We start from the raw sequence: 18,007 nt of genomic DNA, 5'->3' as shown, positions 1-18,007 counted from the left end.
AATATGACAGATAAGAATAACCTTTCCCCTGTAGAAAGGATCAAGACCAGTAGTAACGGACTTAGAGGAACTTTAAAAGAAAGCCTTTTGGACGATTTTACGGGAGCCATCAGAGAAGATGACCAAACACTCATCAAGTTTCACGGGATGTATCAGCAGGATGATCGGGACAGACGTGAAGAAAGAGTCGCCAAAAAACTGGAATGGCTGTACTCCTATATGATTCGTTTGAGGCTTCCGGGAGGTTTTTTAACTTCTGAACAATGGGCAGGACTTCATGAAATTGCAGAAAATCATTCCACAGGAGTGATCAAAATTACCACCCGCCAGACCATTCAGCTGCACGGAATTTTAAAATCTCATGTAAAACCGACCATTCAGAGCTTCAATTTGCAGCATCTGGATTCCATTGCAGCATGTGGTGATGTGAACAGGAATGTGACCTGTACCTCAAATCCTTCCGAATCGCCTTTACATCAGGAGGCTTATGAACTGGCAGGAAAAATAAGCGAAATGTGCCTGCCCAAAACAAAATCATATTATGATCTGTGGATCGATGACGAATTGGTTGTTGACAGAAAAGCAGAGGAAGATCCTTTATACCAGGACAGATATCTGCCCAGAAAATTGAAAATTGGAATTGCCGTTCCTCCCAATAACGATGTAGATGTTTTTATTAATGACATAGCGCTGATTGCTGTCATTGAAGATCATAAAATTGTCGGTTATAATATTGCGGCAGGCGGAGGATTGGGGGCCACACATGGAAATGATGCAACCTATGCACGCCTTGCATCTCTCCTGGGTTTTGTAGATACAGAAGAAAAAGTATTGAAAGCGGTGTATGAAATTATCACAGTACAGCGTGACTTCGGGAACAGAAGCGACAGGAAATTATCAAGGTTAAAATATACAATAGACAAACTTGGTATCGACGGATATAGAACTGAAGTAGAAAAAAGATGTGGTTTCAGTTTTGAACCTGCCAGGGAATTTAAGTTTGAGCAGAGAAAAGACCGTTACGGCTGGGTACAGAATCATGAAGGAAAATGGTTTTATACTTTATTCGTAGAGCACGGACGTGTACTTGATACAGATGAATATCCTTTAAAATCAGGACTGTTAAAAATTGCTGAAACCGGGAAAGTCAATTTCCGCTTTACCTGCAATCAAAACCTGATCCTGTCTGATATTTCGCAAAATGATAAAGCTGAAATTGAGGCTCTTCTGAAAGAATCAGGAATTTCAACCTATACTGATGAAGCCAGCGCACTTCGTAAAAATTCCGTTGCCTGCGTAGCATTGAATACATGTTCATTGGCTTTGGCAGAAGCGCAGCGCTATTTACCCTCTTTAGTCACCAAAATAGAGCCTGTCCTTGAAAAATATGGCCTTCAAAACGAAGATATTACCATCAGGATGACGGGGTGCCCCAATGGGTGCGGAAGATCACCCAATGCCGAAATTGGATTCGTGGGTACAGCATATGGCAAATATAATCTTCATATTGGCGGGGACAGACTGGGTACGCGCCTGAATACAAAATTTAAAGAAAACATCGGTGAAGAAGAAATCATAGAAACCCTTGACCAGCTTTTCGGGATCTATTCACAACAGAGAAACGCAGAAGAAACATTTGGTGATTTCTCCTACCGCTATTTACAAACCGTAAAATAAAAAATATGATCAACCTCTTTTACAGACAGACAAAAGCTAGAAAACATGATCAGAATCTTTTAGGGCTCCGAATGTGTATGTGCTGTTCATTAATTGACAACGCATAAAATCATTTTTCAACCCTAAAATTAAAAACAAGTGAAATCCATACACCACCCATATTTTAAACAAAAAATCCATCTTATACTGTTTACCCTTTCCTTCACCGGCTTTGTACAGGCGCAGCAGCTTATCGAAGTAAGCGGTACGATCAGACATACAGACACCCAAAAAGGAATTGCCGGAGCAAACATCCGGGTAGAAAATACCCAGGATGCAGCAGTAACCGATCAGGATGGAAACTTTCAGCTGAGAACAAGGGTGAAAATACCCTTCAGAATTGTCATTGCCAAAGAAGGCTTTGCCACTCAGACTACTGAAATATTGTCATTGTCCAGTAAAATTGCAGTAGAATTGAATCCTCAGAACACCATCATCAATGAAGTGGTGATTTCCGCTTCACGTGTTCCCGAAAAGATACTGAGATCTCCGATTGCTATTGAGAAAATTGATATTAAAACCATCCGGGAAAGTCCGGCCGCTTCATTTTACGAAACATTGGAAAATGTAAAAGGGCTGCAGCTTTTGACCTCAAGCCTTACTTTAAAAGTTCCCAATTCCAGAGGATTCAATTCTCCGAATAACTTCCGGTTTATGCAGCTGGTTGATGGTGTCGATGTGCAGTCTGCCACGCTCGGAGTTCCGCTGGGAAATGCAATAGGGCCTACAGAACTGGATATCCAGTCTATGGAAATTACTCCCGGAGCCGCTTCCGCTTTGTATGGAATGAATGCTGTGAACGGATTGGCGAGTCTTCAGACAAAAGATCCGTTTACCTCGGAAGGAGTAAGTCTTTATTTCAGAGGCGGAGTGAACCATGTGGACAATGTGAATCATAAAACCGCTTCCTTAGGAGAAAGCGCTGTCAGAATTGCAAAAGTTTTTAAAAAGAATTTTGCGGTAAAGATCAATGCCTCTTATTTCAGCGGAATTGACTGGATCTCAGATAACCGCACAGATCAGAACCCCAATTCACTGATTACTGCCAATCCAAACTTTTCCCTGGCGAATAACCCGGCTGAAGATCTCTGGAATAAATACGGTGATGAAAGAAACAACAGGACATCGGTAAAAGTGAATTATAATGGAAAGCCAACCACCTTTAATGTTTCAAGGACGGGATATGATGAAAAAGATCTGATAAGTCCCGAAGTGAAAAATGTAAAATTCGATGCCGGATTGTACTACCGTTTTGGAGATCAGTGGAAAACCTCTTACGTGTACCGTTACGGATTACTCGATGGTACTTTTCAGAGAGGAAACAAGATCCGCCTTCAGAATGCAACGGTTCAGAACCATAAAGTAGAATTGACGGGTAAAGAATTGACATTCAGGGCATACATGTCCATAGAAAATACCGGAGATTCTTATAATCTTAAGCCATTAGCTGATAATCTGGACCTTACTAATCTTTCCAATACCAACTGGAAAAATATCTTTCAGAATACTTTGCAGGACAGGCTTAATTCTGGAGTAAATCTGAATGATGCTTTTATTTTGGCAAGACAGGAAGCCGATAAAAACAGAGCTATTCCAGGGTCGGCAGCTTTTGAACAGCTGAAAAATACAATCATTGGGATCAATAACTGGGATTCAGCCAATTCCGGAATTGCAGGAGCTCCCGCCACCGGAGGCGCAAAGCTTGAACAGAAATCCCGATTTTACCAGGGCGAAATTACTTACGACTTTACAAAATTTGTAAAGGTTTTTAATCTTCTTGTTGGCGCAGATTACCGTCTTTACAGCATCACTCCCGACGGAAATAATTTTGTTGATTTCGACAGGCCGGTCAGTGAACGGAATATTCCTTTATCAGACGGGACTTTTGGAAACAATGTCATTTACCAGAAATATGGTGCTTTTGCCCAACTTACCAAGCTTTTTTTCGATGATAAGTTAAAAGTAAATCTGGCTCTTCGCGCCGATAGAAATCCTGAGTTTGAGACCAAATTAAATCCAAGGGTAAGCGTGGTTTATTCTCCGGTTAATCAACATAATTTCCGGGTTTCTTTTCAAAATGGTTACCGTTTTCCTTCTTTGTTTGAAGCCCTTTCATTCGTTAATAACGGAAATGTAAGAAGAGTGGGTGGACTGTCGAAAGCCAATGACGGATTGGGTTACCTTGAGAATTCATATACGCTGGCTTCTATTGACCAATTCATTTCTGCAGTTAATAAAGATATAGACGGAGGGCTCAATCAGAACCAGGCTGCACAGAAAAATAAAAGCTTATTGTCCGCGGCCAATCTCCCGAAATTACAGCCTGAAAAGGTAACCTCTTTTGAAATAGGCTATAAATCAGCGTTATTCAACAGCAGGCTTATCATCGACTGGGACTTTTATTACAATGTCTATGAAGGTTTTCTGGGACAGGTAGAAGTGGCGGTGCCTAAAAATGAAAGTATAGGCAGTGATAATGCAGTTTTAGCAATGCTGGACAGAAGTAAGCAGGACCGGTACAGAGTGTATACCAATAGCAACAGTAAATATAAAAGTCTTGGAACATCTCTGGGAATCCGATATAATCTGGTGAAAAACTATAATGTAAATGTGAACATTTCATATAATGATCTGGTTTCAACCAATACCTCGGATCTTTTCATTACTGCTTTCAATACTCCTAAATGGGCAGTTAATTTAAGTGTTGGAAATAGGGAGATTATTAAAAATATAGGATTTACGGTTGCGGCGAGATGGCAGGATAGTTTCTTATGGGAAAGTCCGTTAGCTTCCGGAAACATTCCGGCCTATTATACCATCGATGCTCAGGCAACATGGAGAATTCCGGACATTAAAACGAGTGTGAAAATCGGAGCAACGAATCTGCTTAACCGCCGGTATTATCAGTATGCGGCAGGGCCCGAGATCGGAGGACTGTATTATGTCGCATTTACCTATGATCTAAACTTTAAATAAGATGAGTAACTTTTTATATCCCATATTCTTAAAACTTGAAGAATTATCACTGCTCATCATTGGTGGAGGCAACATTGCTCTGGAGAAGCTGGAGTCTGTTCTCGTTAATTCTCCGGGAGCGCGCATTAAGCTGGTAGCACTGGAAATAAATGATCAGGTTAAAGAACTAAAAAAGAATTATCCCAACCTTACCCTGCATGAAAGGTCTTTTACGGATAATGATTTTAACAGTGCCGATCTTGCGATCGTGGCGGTTAATGATATTTTCGTTGCAGAGCAGATCCGTGACAGGGCTCATCAAAATAATACACTGGTGAATATTGCCGATAAACCAGATCTATGTGATTTTTATCTGGGTTCCATTGTAAGAAAAGGACATCTTAAAATTGCAGTTTCTACCAACGGAAAATCTCCGACGGTAGCGAAACGGGTACGTGAGATTTTAACGGAAACAATTCCCGATGAAGAAATGGATGGGCTCTTAGACAATATGCAGAACATCCGCAATCAGTTAAAGGGAGACTTTAGTTACAAGGTAAAAGAACTTAACAGGCTCACAACGCAATACCTGGATGAGAAAAAGGACCCGCCTGCTGAAGCGAAACTGGAGATGGAAAAATTAATCAACATCACTAAAACAGTACAGAGAAGAGCTAATATTTATCTTGGAATCATTGGTGTTCTGATACTTATTGGTGTATTGGCGCTGATTATTTATCAGTTTAACCTGTCCGGGGATATTCAGAGCTTTCTCAGTAAAGACGGACATATTTTTTACTGGATGCTGCTGGCCGGGTTTCTGGCAGAAATTGTCGCCGGATCTATGGGCATGGGATATGGAGTAATCTGTACAACAATCCTTCTGCTTCTGAATGTTCCGCCTCCTGTGGTAAGCGCTAGCATCCATTCTGCGGAATCTTTCACTTCGGCTGCGGGAAGTATCAGTCATTACAAGCTGGGAAATGTCAATAAAAAAATGGTCTGGGTCTTATTTCCAGTCGCGGCTGTAGGTGCTTTTATCGGGGCATTTGCATTATCTCATTTCGGCGAATATTATGCTCATATTGTAAAACCGGTCATCGCTTGTTATACCTTGTACCTGGGACTGAATATTCTCAGAAATGCATTTAAAGGAAAACAAAAAAAATCAGGAGGAAGACAGCGTAAAAAAAGAACAAATCTCAGAATACTTGGTCTGGCAGGTGGATTTATTGATTCTTTTGCCGGAGGAGGCTGGGGACCGCTGGTGACCGGGACCCTGATTAAAGAGGGAAGAACACCCAGGTATGTTGTGGGGAGCTCTACTATGGCTAAATTCTTACTGACCGTAGTCAGTGCGCTGACCTTTATTTTCACCATTGGGATACATCACTGGAATATTGTGCTTGGTCTTCTTTTGGGAGGTGTTTTTACAGCCCCTTTTTCAGCGATGTTTGCCTCGCGTCTTCCTGCTAAAAAAATGTTTGCGGTAGTAGGTGTGGTGGTGATTGTGATGAGTCTGATTACGATTGTAAAATCATTAATCTAGCTGTTTTTTTGAATCATAATATAGGAGATCAACAAAGGTTTCCGTGTCTGGTCTGGTTTATCCGGAGCTGCATATCAGTTATCGAAATTTTAAATTGAATATAAATATTTGAAAATCAAAATAATGTTAGATTTGTATGCCTCATCTATAAACTTGTTTAGTTTTATTATATTTGAGAAAATCAAAAAGTAAAAATGTTTCTTACTGAATGTCCTAGAGATGCCATGCAGGGTTGGGGAGAATTTATCCCTACCGGCAAAAAAATAGATTACATCAACTCTCTGATGGAGGTTGGCTTTGATGTATTGGACTGTCTGAGCTTTGTTTCCCCGAAAGCAATTCCACAGATGGCCGATTCAGATGAGGTAGCTGAAAATATTGATAAATCCTTATCCAATACAAAAGTTTCTGCAATCATTGGGAATTACAGAGGTGCTGAAAAAGCGTTAAAACATCAGAGCGTAGATATTTTAGGCTTTCCGTTCTCTATTTCGGAAACATTTCAGCACAGGAATACCAACAAAAACCAGGAAGAGGCTTTTGATGAGATCATCAGGATGCTTGAGCTCGTAAAAAGTGAAGGAAAACAGCTGAATATCTATTTTTCTATGGCCTTTGGAAATCCTTACGGAGAAATGTGGAAATGGGAAGACGTAGATTTCTGGGCCAAAAGGTTTTCAGACATTGGAATTAAAGATGTTCTTCTGTCTGATACGACTGGGGTTGCAACTCCTGAAACGATTGCTCTTTTATTCGAAAAAATCCCTTCAAAATACCCTGAGATCAATTTCGGAGGGCATTTCCATAACCGATACGAAGATTCTTATTCAAAACTGAAGGCCGCTTACGATAAAGGCTGCAGAAGATTCGACAGTGCCATCAAAGGAATAGGAGGCTGTCCTATGGCCAAAGATGATCTGGTAGGAAATATGCCGACAGAACAGGTAATCAACTTTATGAGCGTAGAAAAAGTGGAGCATAAGTTGAATTTATTAAATTTTGAAAGTTCATATAATAAAGCGAAGGATATCTTTCATTTTTAATTAAAATATCATCTTGCAAATCGGACAGATGGAGCAGATGAAATTGCTTTTAAAGCATAAAAAATCTGCGTAATCTGTAAAATCTACGGAATAAAACAAATATTAATAGGAGCGGGTTTTAATCCGCTCTCCTATATTAAAAACTCGCTTGGCTTTAACTAAAACTTATCATTTAACCCCAAAATCACCAAAAATGTCGCCCATAATCTCATCATCCCAGTTAAAAAACCTTTCACCAGAAAACCTCATCATTCTTGATGCCAGAGTAGGAAAAGACGTACATCAAACTTATCTTGATAAACACATCAAAGATGCCCGTTTTATAGATCTGGATAAAGATCTGGCAGAGATCGGAGAAAATGCTGCTTTTGGAGGAAGGCATCCACTCCCTGATATTACAAAATTTGCAGAAACACTTTCCAGGCTTGGGATTTCTGAAGATTCACATGTTGTGATTTATGATGATAAAAACGGAGCTAATGCAGCGGCAAGAGCCTGGTGGATGCTGAGATCTTTCGGATTACAAAACGTTCAGGTTCTGGATGGAGGCATACAGTCTGCCGATAAAGAGGGTATAGAATTTTCATCCGGTGAGGAAACTTTTGAAAAAACTTCTGTCATTAAAAAAGAAGGTTGGCTTCTTCCGGTTAAGACGTTGGAAGATGTTGAAAATGAGATCATAATCCATTATTCGACTGTTGTTGATGTAAGAGATGCTTACCGTTATAAAGGTGAATCTGAACCTATTGATCTTGTGGCCGGCCACATACCGGGAGCTGTTAATATTCCTTTTTCAGAAAATCTTGATGAGAATGGCAATTTCCTGAAACCTGAAGTTTTAAAAGAAAAATATAAGGAGCTTTTAAAAGATCAACCTCAACATCTGATCATTCATTGCGGATCTGGTGTTACGGCTTGCCATACTATTTTAGCACTGGATTATGCAGGTTTTCCAATTCCTGATCTATATGTAGGTTCATGGAGCGAATGGAGCCGGAGAGAAGGAAAAGAGATTGCGAAAGAGATTTAAAGGCTGAAGCTGAAAGAGGGAAGGCGGAAGTTACTGTTAGCCCTACTACTTTCTGGAAATTAACCTCAGTAATTTTCTTCTTCAAACTCATCGTATTGAAAATAGAAAAACCCGGAAATTTCCGGGTTTTTATTGTATTAGTGTAAAAAAGGAGTTTATATGGGAAGAAAGTGGCTTTATGAACTCTGAAAACTTCCATCCTCCTGCTTCCGTCTTCCTTACTTAAAGCATTCCCAATTCAAACTTCGCTTCTTCACTCATCATATCCTTGTTCCAGCTAGGTTCGAAAGTAAGCTCTAAATCTACGCTTTTCACCCCTTCCACTTCTCCTACCTTGTCTTTTACTTCCTGAGGCAGACTTTCTGCAACCGGACAGTTTGGGGTAGTAAGGGTCATTATAATTTTTACATCACCATCCTCGGAGATCTGTACATCATATATCAGTCCTAATTCGTAAATATCTACCGGGATTTCCGGGTCGTATACGGATTTTAAGACGCTGATGATTTCCTCACCAATGTCAGCAATTTGATCGTCTGTAAATTTCATTTTTTAATCTAGATTGATATTCCTTTTCAACAAATCTTCCTGACGCATTCGCCGGAAAACATTTGCCAAAGTTAAGACATCTTTTTCACAATAATCAACAATTCGTTGCAAGTCTTTTTCTATGTAGTAGATTGATGAAACCATTGAACCGTCTATATCATCTTTGGGAGTAGGAATTCCGAACACATGAGCTAGCAGTTCCAGGGAAACAAAACTTTTATAATCTCCGAATTTCCAAAGCTCCATCGTGTCAATATGAGGAATTTCCCAGGGCTTTTTTCCAAACATCTGGAAAGGGACCGGAGGTTGGATTCCATTAATAAGATACCTTCTCGCAATCCATGGAAAATCAAATTCTTTTCCGTTGTGGGCGCAGAGAATTACGTTATTCAGTCTTGGGCTGTTGAAGATCTCTCCGAATTCCTGAAGCAGCTTCTTCTCATCGTGACCTGAAAAGCTTTTGATTTTTAAGGTTTCATTCTTTTCGACCATTCCGATGGTAATGCAGATGATCTTTCCAAACTCGGCCATAATGCCGGCACGGTCATAAAATTCTGCGGCAGTAACATCTTCTTTTCTCTGGAACCTTGTTTTCTTGTCCCAGAGTTTCTGTTCTGTTTCAGGAAGATCTTCCCATGATCCTGATCCGGGAACGGTCTCAATATCAAGGAATAAGATCTTTTCTAATGGAATGTGTTGTATCATATGTGTTTGTAATTTATCCTACCGGCATTCCGTTTTTTACGGGCAGTGAAGGGATTAAAAGAGTAACTTCTTTTTTATCTTCACCATAAACTCCCATCACAAGACACTCACTGAAGAAATTGGCGATCTGTTTTTTGGGGAAATTCACTACAGCCATCACCTGTTTTCCTATGAGCTCTTCTTTTTGATAAAGGGAAGTGATCTGTGCAGAGGATTTTTTAATTCCAAGATCCCCGAAATCAATTTCCAGTTGGTAAGAAGGGTTTCTTGCTTTCTCAAAATCGGCAACTGAAATTATCGTTCCGCATCGCATGTCAATTTTTTCAAAGTCTGTCCAGGATATTTCCGGTTTTATAGTCATGATAATGAATTGATTAAGTGTTCTATTTCTGCTTTTTCTGCTTCATATTTCTGCTGCAGTTCCGATCCTGCGCCCATTCTCCTGTAATATTCTAAGGCCTGGCCTCCAAAGAATTTCTTATAATGATCCGAGACTTCCGGGATCTGTGGAAAGACTTTATGGAAAAGCATTTCATAGTAGGCCTGAAATTCCCGTTCATTTTTGTCTTCGATGACCTGTCCGGGAGCCTTTTGCCGTACATGAAGCATTTCGTGGGCAACCATATTCAGAACGAGATTCAGATCAAAATCAAATAAATTCTTCGGGATCATTACGGTTTGTGGACCGCCCAATACTCCTTCTGCCGTCAAAAGCATAGAAGTGGGGGAAAGCTCTTCCCGGAATCCGAAACCGGCAAAATTTTCATGCTCCAGGTCGAAGGAATGGATTAAAAATTTAGCGGCATCCAGAATCTGGTCGTGTTCTTTGTAAGCCTCAAGGTGTAAATTGATCTGCTCGAAATTCATTCAGAATATGTTTTAAACAAATGTATTAAAATATTGAAAATTTTGGTAGTGTTTTGGGATGAAATAGAGGATGAGTATGCTGATGATTCTGTATTATTTTGATACTTTAGACTTCTTAGTGTTCAAAGTTTTCTGTTTTATCCATTGAATTGAAATATGAAAAGGTTCTGTAGTGTTAAATGCAGTATTGTGTCCCAATGTTGAAAATAAAGTATATTCAAAAGGTTTGCCCTGAACTTTGAGTGAATTTAATTGCTCTATGCACAACTTTACGGGAATTTGTATATCCTTCTCTCCAAAAAGCCAAAGTCCGGGAATTGAAAGACTTTTAAGAGAAGTTTTTGGGTCAGTTGCCACAAATTGATACCGATCTGGGTCATTTTTAGTGTGCTCAAGAGCATCTGTTTCTGTATGATTTTCCCAAAATTGATTGTTTCCATTAGTATAAAACTGAAATCGGAGTTGTTCTAAAGTAGTAATTGTAGGGCAACTAAATAATACCATAAATTCTATTTGTGGATTTTTGCTTGCAGCAATTGGAATGATCCATCCTGCCTGACTGAAGCCAACTAATCCAATAGGAGTCTTTTTATCTTTCAAATACTTTCGAAATGTATTTACCGCTGCATTTGCATCTTGAGATAGTAAATTAAGATTAGCAGTATCAATATTATTAGTGCCAACAGATGGTCCTACATACACACCACCAGATTCTCCAACGCCACGTTTGTCATATGTAAGTACAGCAATGCCTTCTTTAGCAAGACGCTTGGCAAACTCCATTTCTCTTTTTACCGGATCAGACCCATGAACAATTACAACTGCGGCAAATGGGTCTTTAGGTTTTAAAATTGAGCCTGCAAGAGTAACGCCCTGACTTTCAAACTTTACATCTTGAATGACAAAGTCGGTCGATTGCGAAAATACAGTTATAGGCAAGGTGATTAATAATAACCACAGAAATAAGTTATAAAAAAAGTTGATTTTCATTTTGGAATTATATAAAAATTTATTTTGAACGGTTTTAGTTAGCATTCCCTACAACATCTGAATTTACGCGTTGCGTGAACAAAAATTTGAAAAATTAGTTTACCACTCGCTGAACGGCTATCTATGCTCTCTGCAATAGATTTAAAATGTATTCCTTTTACGTTGAGTTCGGTTATAAGCTGAATTAAACCAACGGTTTTTGCGTCTTATTATATCGAATCCAAAAAGTCAAAGTATCATCTTTTCTTATAATTAAGAAGTTCATTTAGTACACTTTCTCATTTACGTCAAATATAATCTAATTTGTTTTTGTACAACGAAAATGTACCGAAAATAAAATAAAAAAGCTTCGGTAAATAAATACCAAAACGAGTACAGGAAGCGGACTGTAAAAAAAGAGCCCAACTAAAAGTCAGGCTCTTCATATAAAGAAAAAAAATTGGTTATGGATGCTCGTTGCGGGCTCTTATCACGAGATTGACGAGATCTGAGCCGCCACTTGCAAAGTTTTCACTTGGGTTATGGGCACTTTGGGTAGCCACAGCATAAGGAGCTCCGTCCCAATATCCCCAGAACGGACCACCACTTTGCCCTGGCCAGATATCTGCTTTGTGGGTCATGCTTTCATTATCATCGGCGCTCCAGAAGTCTCCGTCTAAAGCAATACCGGTCTGATAAGTGGGTCTCTGGGTTCCTGTTAAATCTCCGGGATAACCTGCATGTGTCCAGTAAGCCCCGCCATCCCATGAATCTGAATAAGATTTGGCACCCAGCCAGCCTGTGCTGTTTCCGATAGGCCTGTCCAGAACAATAACAACATAATCATATTGAATTTCTGTAGAATCAATCGTAGGTCCGGCTACTTTGTACTTATAATAGGTTAATGTACCCCAGGCGCTTCCGTAAGGAGCACTTCCGTTATAATACATTGGAGTAAATTTTAACCAGCCCGTGGTGTTATTTGGCTGCCAGTCTACAATGTGGGCACAGGTAAGAAGGTGTCTCGGGCCTATCATTACCCCGCTTCCTGAGCCCAAAGCGCTTTCTACTCTCCCTACGCATCGCCACGGATACGCAGTAGAATTATATACTTTTCTCTGATCGGGACCGAATATAGTTTTTACCCCTTCTGCGGTTAAGAAAGATTCTCTGTCAATGAATTTTGGTTTACGGTCCTTTTTAGCTTCCAGTTTAGGCTGATATTCAAAATCTGAATGGGTAGGATAGAAATGATCGGTCTCGAGTACTTTTCCTTCTGCAGCTTTTTCACCTGCAGGCATTCCGATCGATTTCATTCCTTTCGGGAAAGATCTACCGTCAATGGTTTCCATGACAGGTCCCTGGTGGGTTAGTTTTTCGGCATTCGCCAATTTTTCAGTTGATTTTGCTTTAACGGTTTTAAGTCTTGATACTTCTTCCGTTGTCATTGGTTTGTTATGGTCAGTTTTAGACATGATTATTGGTTTTTAATCAGTTTTTTCCTACTCTTTGGATGGCTTTTCGGATTCCGCCAGTGATTTGATTTTTATGAAAATATTTTTTGAGAAAATTCTGCTGTAATGCTTTCTGTTTGGTTAATTTGTGCAGCTCCCATCGCAGCTAAAGCAATCGCGATCTGTTTATCAAGTGTTTTTCTGACAATATTGCCGTTGGTTGCCCGTAGTATTTTACAGAAGTGATACGTGAAATAGCCTCTTATCTGGCCACTCATATTTCCTTCCATAGATACCTGGTTGTCTTTGGAAGCCGCCCATAACGTATGATTCATTCCGGCAACGGGAACTAAAGCTTTGGTCATAGAGGTTGATTTTTTAGAAGTTTTAGAGGATTGCATTTCGCTGGCGTAGGTCATATAAAATTCATCTTCCAGCATAGGTGGAATGAAACGGGGCGTTTCATAGGAAAGCTCTAAATCCAGTCCGAGCTCCATCTTTCTGGTTCCTGTTCCTGAATGGCAACAGTCGAAAATAACTTCCAGATTCACGCCTGCTTTCAGCTTACTGAGAACAGCTTTGAAATCATCATCACGGATCACGCCTGCACTTGCATAATCGTGTGGACAAATTGCTTCATCCAATCCGTCTATTTCCAGATCTGTTCCGATATTGGCTACTCTGGTTCCGTGTCCGGAATAATAGAAGACCAGAGAATCTCCTTTTACACTGCTATTCACTAATGCTTTCAGATAATTCAGTATATTGGCTCTTGTGGCGTTCTGATTGGTGAGGATTTTAATCTTTGCCGGATTAAATCCGCAAATCACCAACGTATTCGCCATATCTCGGGCATCGTTCACACAGCCGTTTAAGTCCGGGCCGCCTGATCCTATAGGTGCATAGTCATTGATTCCTATTACGAGTGCTTTTTTCATTTCTATTAGTTTTTAAAATTTTCCCTACTCTATTTTGGCTTTTCGGGTTCTGCCTTTGTGGATTAGTTTTATATGACAAAATTCCATTATTCAACAGAGCAAAAACAGAGGGAAAGGCCTGATTGTGTGGCAGGTAAAACACCTTTTTTGAGGTTTGAAAGAGTTTTTAACCCCTGATTGTACAGATTTGCACGGATGATTGGGTATTTGGAAGATAAATTCTTTTTTAACGCAAAAGCTCATTTAGGAAGCGCATAATTTTGAGGAAGGCAAAAATTTAACCACAGATTGCACGGATTTACACGAATGATTGCGGGTATTTGGAGGGAAAAATAAGTATTGTGTTTTTAAAGCTGAACTATTTTATGGATGATTAGAATGAAGAGGAAACAAAAAAAATCCGGTACATTGTAAAAATCTACCGGATGAGTGATTGAGTTATAATGGTTTGGACTGTGTTGATTTAAAAGTAAAAATCACATCAGCATAAGTCATGTTTTAAGGCAAAAAGAACCAGGCCGACCCTGTTTTTTATTTCTAATTTTGTGAAAACAGAATCTCTGTAGCCATCAATAGTTTTTGGACTGAGGAACATTTTGTCTGCTATTTCCTTGTAGGTAAGTTCGCTGCAGGCCCATTTTATAAATTCTTTTTCCCTGCCTTTTAACTCGGAAAGGAGAGACGCATTTTTGATGTCTTCTGTTTTTACCTTTAACAATTTCTGGGCAACGAAATCGGTATAAAAACTGCCTTTGTCAAATACGGTATCTATCGCCTGAAAGAGGATAGCAGGCTGCATATCTTTCAGCAGATAGCCTTTCGCTCCCGCCTTCAGCATTTTGATAAGTACTTTTTCATCATCTTCCATAGTCAAAGCTATTACTTTTATGTCAGGATGATGCTCGGTGAGCCATTCTGTGGTTTCTATACCATTTTTATAAGGCATGTTGATGTCCATCAGTACTACAGCGGGTAATTCTGAAGCTTTTTCTATGGCGGCAATAAAATCTTCGCCGTTGGGATGATTCATGATCACACTGTACTGAGGATTTTCCATAATCATATTTTCCAATGCCTTGGACATTAACGTATGGTCATCAACGATAGCGATGGGAATAGTTTTCATATGAAGTGTTTGTAATAAATTATCGAGGTTTGTGTTCCTTTATCAAGTTCCGACTGGATGGAAAATTCTGCATGGATCAGCTTAGCTCTCAGTTCCATATTCTTCAGTCCCGAACCATCCTGTATCTTGTCGGTATTAAAACCTTTTCCGTTATCAGAGATATTGATTCGTAAGGTATTGTGATCATCTTCCAGTTTTATAGATACATTTTTAGCCCTGGAATGCTTTAAGATATTATTGATGCTTTCCTGAATGATCCGGAAAAGAATCAGCCCATGCTTGGGAGAAATATCAATATCCTGTTTCTGGGTGATGAATTCTATTTTTAATAATTTTAATTTCTGTATTCTTTTTACTTCTCTTTCAATAGATTCTGTCAATCCGAAATGAATGATTTGTTCCGTAATCAGGGTTTTGGATAGGTTTCTGATATCCTGGATACATTCGCCCAACAACTCACTCAGCTCGCTCAGTTCTTCTTTTTCTGCATTTTTCAGTTTGGAAATCAGTTGATTTTGTCTCAAACGGACCACAGAGAGCTTTTGTCCTACATCATCGTGTAATTCCTGCCCGATGTAATTCAGTGTCTGTTCCTTTATTTCCACCTGCGAAGTTGCCAGCTCTTTTTCAAACCGCATGTCTTTCTCTTTCTGCTCGATCAGAAGGGTTGTTTTCTTTTTGATAAAGACCACATAGATGAAAATCATCATCAGAACGACAATAAGTAAGGTAATGGTAAAGGTAATAACCAAATTATTTTCTTCCATACTTTAGATCTTATCTTGGTTTATCCTGTCTGTTCCAAATCAATCCCAATATGAGTATCCCGTTACTGATAAGATTCAGCATAAATAAAATAAAAAAATAGATATGCTCTGAAACGGTAGTCCTGAAATAAAGAATCGGAATACTCCCAATAAAAAGAATCAGTAAAGAGACTGAAACCCAAAATGGTAAATAATTATTAAGCTCCAGTATTTTATCAGAATTAAAGGTCTGGTATAAAAATAAAATAATGGAAAACAGTAACAAAAGGATATTAGTATACAGCATATTAAAGGAGAAATGATGCAGCAGATCATCTTCTGTATAAAACATCGCAATAATATTGACTGCAAACAGAATCAAAAGAATCAGCTGTAGTTTTTTTAAAATGGGCCAATACAGTAATTGAAAATAATACAGCAAATACAGGAAAAACACAATCATTAAAAAGCCAATCACGAAAAATATTTCAGTAGACCGGTGAGTAGATTTGAAATAGAAATAGCAAAAAATATCAATCAGGGAAAATAATATATACCCTGCAATAAAAAATAAATTCTCTTTTCTGATTTTCCTGTATTTGATAATCATCAAAGCCATTACCATAAGGGATATCATCATAGATATTTGTTTCCCTATTTCTATGTTCCAGTTCATGGCTTTATTTTTTACGGCATATCTGCGGTGGACACTTTAGGTGGGGGAGCAAGATTAGTCATATTTAGGACTTCCATCTCACTTACATTTATATTCTCATCTGTAGACCTCATCGCTTTGGACATTGTTCCTGAGCTATCTCTTTTCAGATTCTGAGCGGTAGGAACTAAGAAGATAGTCTGGTAGCCGGCGTATTCCGGTTTTGCCATTTTGTTTTTAGGATGATTCATAGGATATTTTCCCATATAAATTCTGATCCCCGGATTTTTAAGGTGTTGCTTTTTGGCGGTTTCTTTTACATAGTTAAGGTAGCCTTCCATATCTTCTACAGAAAACCAGTACCAGCGTGAATCCGGTTCTCCGTTTCTGTATTTTGTAAGAATTACATTATTGGTTCTGGAATATTCATCATAAAGTATCCTGCCTTCACGGTAACTGATCAGTTTCTTTTTATAACTATCACTTACAGGTTCTTTAGGCGGTTCGGAGCAGCGTGTGCAGCTTAGCATACAAAAACTTAAAATAAGCAGAGCAAGAAGCGCGCTTAGACTTTTGAATAAAAAAGGAGTTTTCATTTTTATGGTTTTTAATTTATAATACAAAATTAGGTAACTGCTCAACTCTATAAAAGGGGGAAAACACTGTTTTTGTGAGTAATAAATTTACGACATTTTGTTTTGGAATTCAGGGAGATATGAATTTATTTGATCATAGCTTCTAAATATTTTCTTTTAGACTTTCATATCTAATATTTAAAACAAAAAATATTTGCAATACCCAGTACAATGGTTTGAAACGAATTTAAAAGCGCTTTCTCTTGAATATAGATATTTTGGTTATTCTAAGAAGGACTCCACACACTTATCTTTTCTGCTTTTCAATCCCAATAACTAAATATTTAGTTTCTAAATTTCAACGAGCAGAGTGTTTTTTGAATTGATATAAAATAAATTTCAAAATTTTATTCACAGTAAACCAGTGCTTTACAATATAATTTCATCCTTTTTTCAAAATTCCATGCAAGATTTCCCAAAAACCGGATTTTATAGATGAGTACTCAATACAATTAATGTTTAATGTAAAAAAATAATGAAATGAAGAATTCAATAGTACTTAAGGTTATTACGACCGCTTTAATTTTATCAATCATCTTCTCCCTGTTCTCGTGTATGAACGAGGACAGGATAGAAGTACCACCCGTAAAGCTGGAAGATATTAACGGGAATTATAAAGGAAGGCTTATCACAGTGCAGGGAGAGTTGAGGTCGGAAAAAGTTGTAGACTTTAAAATAAAAAAAGATACCCTCACATTTCCGGAATTTCCTTTAAAAGAAATTGTAATGGCGGTAGTAAAAGATCCGGTGAAAACACAGAGTGCCATAGCAGCGATGGGAAAAGTGAAATATAATCTGAATTATACAACAGTATTAAATGCTGAGAAAAATTGGGTAGAACTCACTTTTGCACCAAAAGTTCTTCAGCTTCAGATCCCGGTAGATGGAGCGATCAAAAACACAGTCGTAACAGTCGTAGCAAAACAAAAAGGATACTTTGTGGGTCTGGATCACACGCTGAGATTTGCCTTGGTAGCAGAAAAAATAACGGTAAATGGAACGGAATTGAGTCCCTTCGAGGCGATTAACTACAATTTTCCGTACTGCATAAAAACTAATTGATAAGATAA

The 18,007-nt window shown here is 38.7% G+C and carries 17 protein-coding genes; 6 read left to right on the top strand and 11 right to left on the bottom strand.

Annotation, left to right across the window (positions count from 1 at the left end):
• Positions 1-3 precede the first annotated feature (3 nt).
• From V6R96_RS02800 to V6R96_RS02780, 5 genes are all read left to right on the top strand, one after another.
• On the top strand, positions 4-1,677 hold the full coding sequence (locus V6R96_RS02800) for an NADPH-dependent assimilatory sulfite reductase hemoprotein subunit (RefSeq protein ID WP_336377936.1): 1,674 nt from the start codon (positions 4-6) through the stop codon (positions 1,675-1,677).
• A gap of 138 nt (positions 1,678-1,815) precedes the next feature.
• Complete coding sequence (locus tag V6R96_RS02795; protein ID WP_336377935.1) at positions 1,816-4,692, top strand: TonB-dependent receptor; 2,877 nt, start codon at positions 1,816-1,818, stop codon at positions 4,690-4,692.
• A gap of 1 nt (position 4,693) precedes the next feature.
• Positions 4,694-6,220 (top strand): TSUP family transporter, encoded by a 1,527-nt coding sequence (locus V6R96_RS02790; RefSeq protein ID WP_336377934.1) that lies wholly within the window; start codon positions 4,694-4,696, stop codon positions 6,218-6,220.
• 194 nt (positions 6,221-6,414) lie between these two features.
• Positions 6,415-7,263, top strand: a complete 849-nt coding sequence (locus V6R96_RS02785; RefSeq protein WP_111954153.1) for a hydroxymethylglutaryl-CoA lyase — start codon at positions 6,415-6,417, stop codon at positions 7,261-7,263.
• Positions 7,264-7,456: 193 nt separating this feature from the next.
• The gene (locus V6R96_RS02780) at positions 7,457-8,293 is read left to right on the top strand and encodes a sulfurtransferase (protein WP_336377933.1); all 837 of its coding nucleotides are present in this window, start codon (positions 7,457-7,459) and stop codon (positions 8,291-8,293) included.
• Between the two features lie 222 nt (positions 8,294-8,515).
• Here the strand turns inward: V6R96_RS02780 and V6R96_RS02775 are convergent, their stop codons facing one another.
• The 11 genes from V6R96_RS02775 to V6R96_RS02725 form a co-directional block, all read right to left on the bottom strand.
• Positions 8,516-8,842, bottom strand: a complete 327-nt coding sequence (locus tag V6R96_RS02775; RefSeq protein WP_111954157.1) for an SUF system Fe-S cluster assembly protein — start codon at positions 8,840-8,842, stop codon at positions 8,516-8,518.
• A gap of 3 nt (positions 8,843-8,845) precedes the next feature.
• Positions 8,846-9,547, bottom strand: a complete 702-nt coding sequence (locus V6R96_RS02770; RefSeq protein ID WP_336377932.1) for a 3'-5' exonuclease — start codon at positions 9,545-9,547, stop codon at positions 8,846-8,848.
• 13 nt (positions 9,548-9,560) lie between these two features.
• Positions 9,561-9,908 (bottom strand): tRNA-binding protein, encoded by a 348-nt coding sequence (locus tag V6R96_RS02765; RefSeq protein WP_336377931.1) that lies wholly within the window; start codon positions 9,906-9,908, stop codon positions 9,561-9,563.
• The gene (locus V6R96_RS02760) at positions 9,905-10,414 is read right to left on the bottom strand and encodes a hypothetical protein (RefSeq protein ID WP_336377930.1); all 510 of its coding nucleotides are present in this window, start codon (positions 10,412-10,414) and stop codon (positions 9,905-9,907) included. Before V6R96_RS02760 ends, V6R96_RS02765 begins: the two co-directional genes overlap by 4 nt.
• A 93-nt stretch (positions 10,415-10,507) precedes the next feature.
• On the bottom strand, positions 10,508-11,404 hold the full coding sequence (locus tag V6R96_RS02755) for a serine aminopeptidase domain-containing protein (RefSeq protein WP_336377929.1): 897 nt from the start codon (positions 11,402-11,404) through the stop codon (positions 10,508-10,510).
• Between the two features lie 443 nt (positions 11,405-11,847).
• A complete protein-coding gene (locus V6R96_RS02750) occupies positions 11,848-12,858 on the bottom strand; it encodes a trypsin-like peptidase domain-containing protein (RefSeq protein ID WP_336377928.1) in 1,011 nt (336 codons plus the stop codon).
• 71 nt (positions 12,859-12,929) lie between these two features.
• The gene (locus V6R96_RS02745; RefSeq protein WP_336377927.1) at positions 12,930-13,775 is read right to left on the bottom strand and encodes a caspase family protein; all 846 of its coding nucleotides are present in this window, start codon (positions 13,773-13,775) and stop codon (positions 12,930-12,932) included.
• Positions 13,776-14,256: 481 nt separating this feature from the next.
• Complete coding sequence (locus tag V6R96_RS02740) at positions 14,257-14,901, bottom strand: response regulator transcription factor (protein ID WP_111954173.1); 645 nt, start codon at positions 14,899-14,901, stop codon at positions 14,257-14,259.
• Positions 14,898-15,668, bottom strand: coding sequence for a sensor histidine kinase (locus tag V6R96_RS02735; RefSeq protein WP_111954175.1), 771 nt, complete (start codon positions 15,666-15,668; stop codon positions 14,898-14,900). The genes V6R96_RS02740 and V6R96_RS02735 overlap by 4 nt, the downstream gene beginning before the upstream one ends.
• A gap of 10 nt (positions 15,669-15,678) precedes the next feature.
• Positions 15,679-16,323, bottom strand: coding sequence for a hypothetical protein (locus V6R96_RS02730; RefSeq protein ID WP_336377926.1), 645 nt, complete (start codon positions 16,321-16,323; stop codon positions 15,679-15,681).
• Positions 16,324-16,334: 11 nt separating this feature from the next.
• On the bottom strand, positions 16,335-16,898 hold the full coding sequence (locus V6R96_RS02725; protein ID WP_336377925.1) for a hypothetical protein: 564 nt from the start codon (positions 16,896-16,898) through the stop codon (positions 16,335-16,337).
• Between the two features lie 519 nt (positions 16,899-17,417).
• Between V6R96_RS02725 and V6R96_RS02720 the strand changes: the two genes are divergently transcribed.
• On the top strand, positions 17,418-17,999 hold the full coding sequence (locus V6R96_RS02720) for a DUF4840 domain-containing protein (protein WP_336377924.1): 582 nt from the start codon (positions 17,418-17,420) through the stop codon (positions 17,997-17,999).
• Positions 18,000-18,007 lie beyond the last annotated feature (8 nt).

It is taken from the genome of Chryseobacterium sp. CCNWLW53 (assembly GCF_037083525.1).
Taxonomy (GTDB): Bacteria; Bacteroidota; Bacteroidia; order Flavobacteriales; family Weeksellaceae; genus Chryseobacterium; species Chryseobacterium lathyri.
Note: the sequence above shows the minus strand (reverse complement) of the source record. Positions and strands in the feature narration are given on the sequence as shown.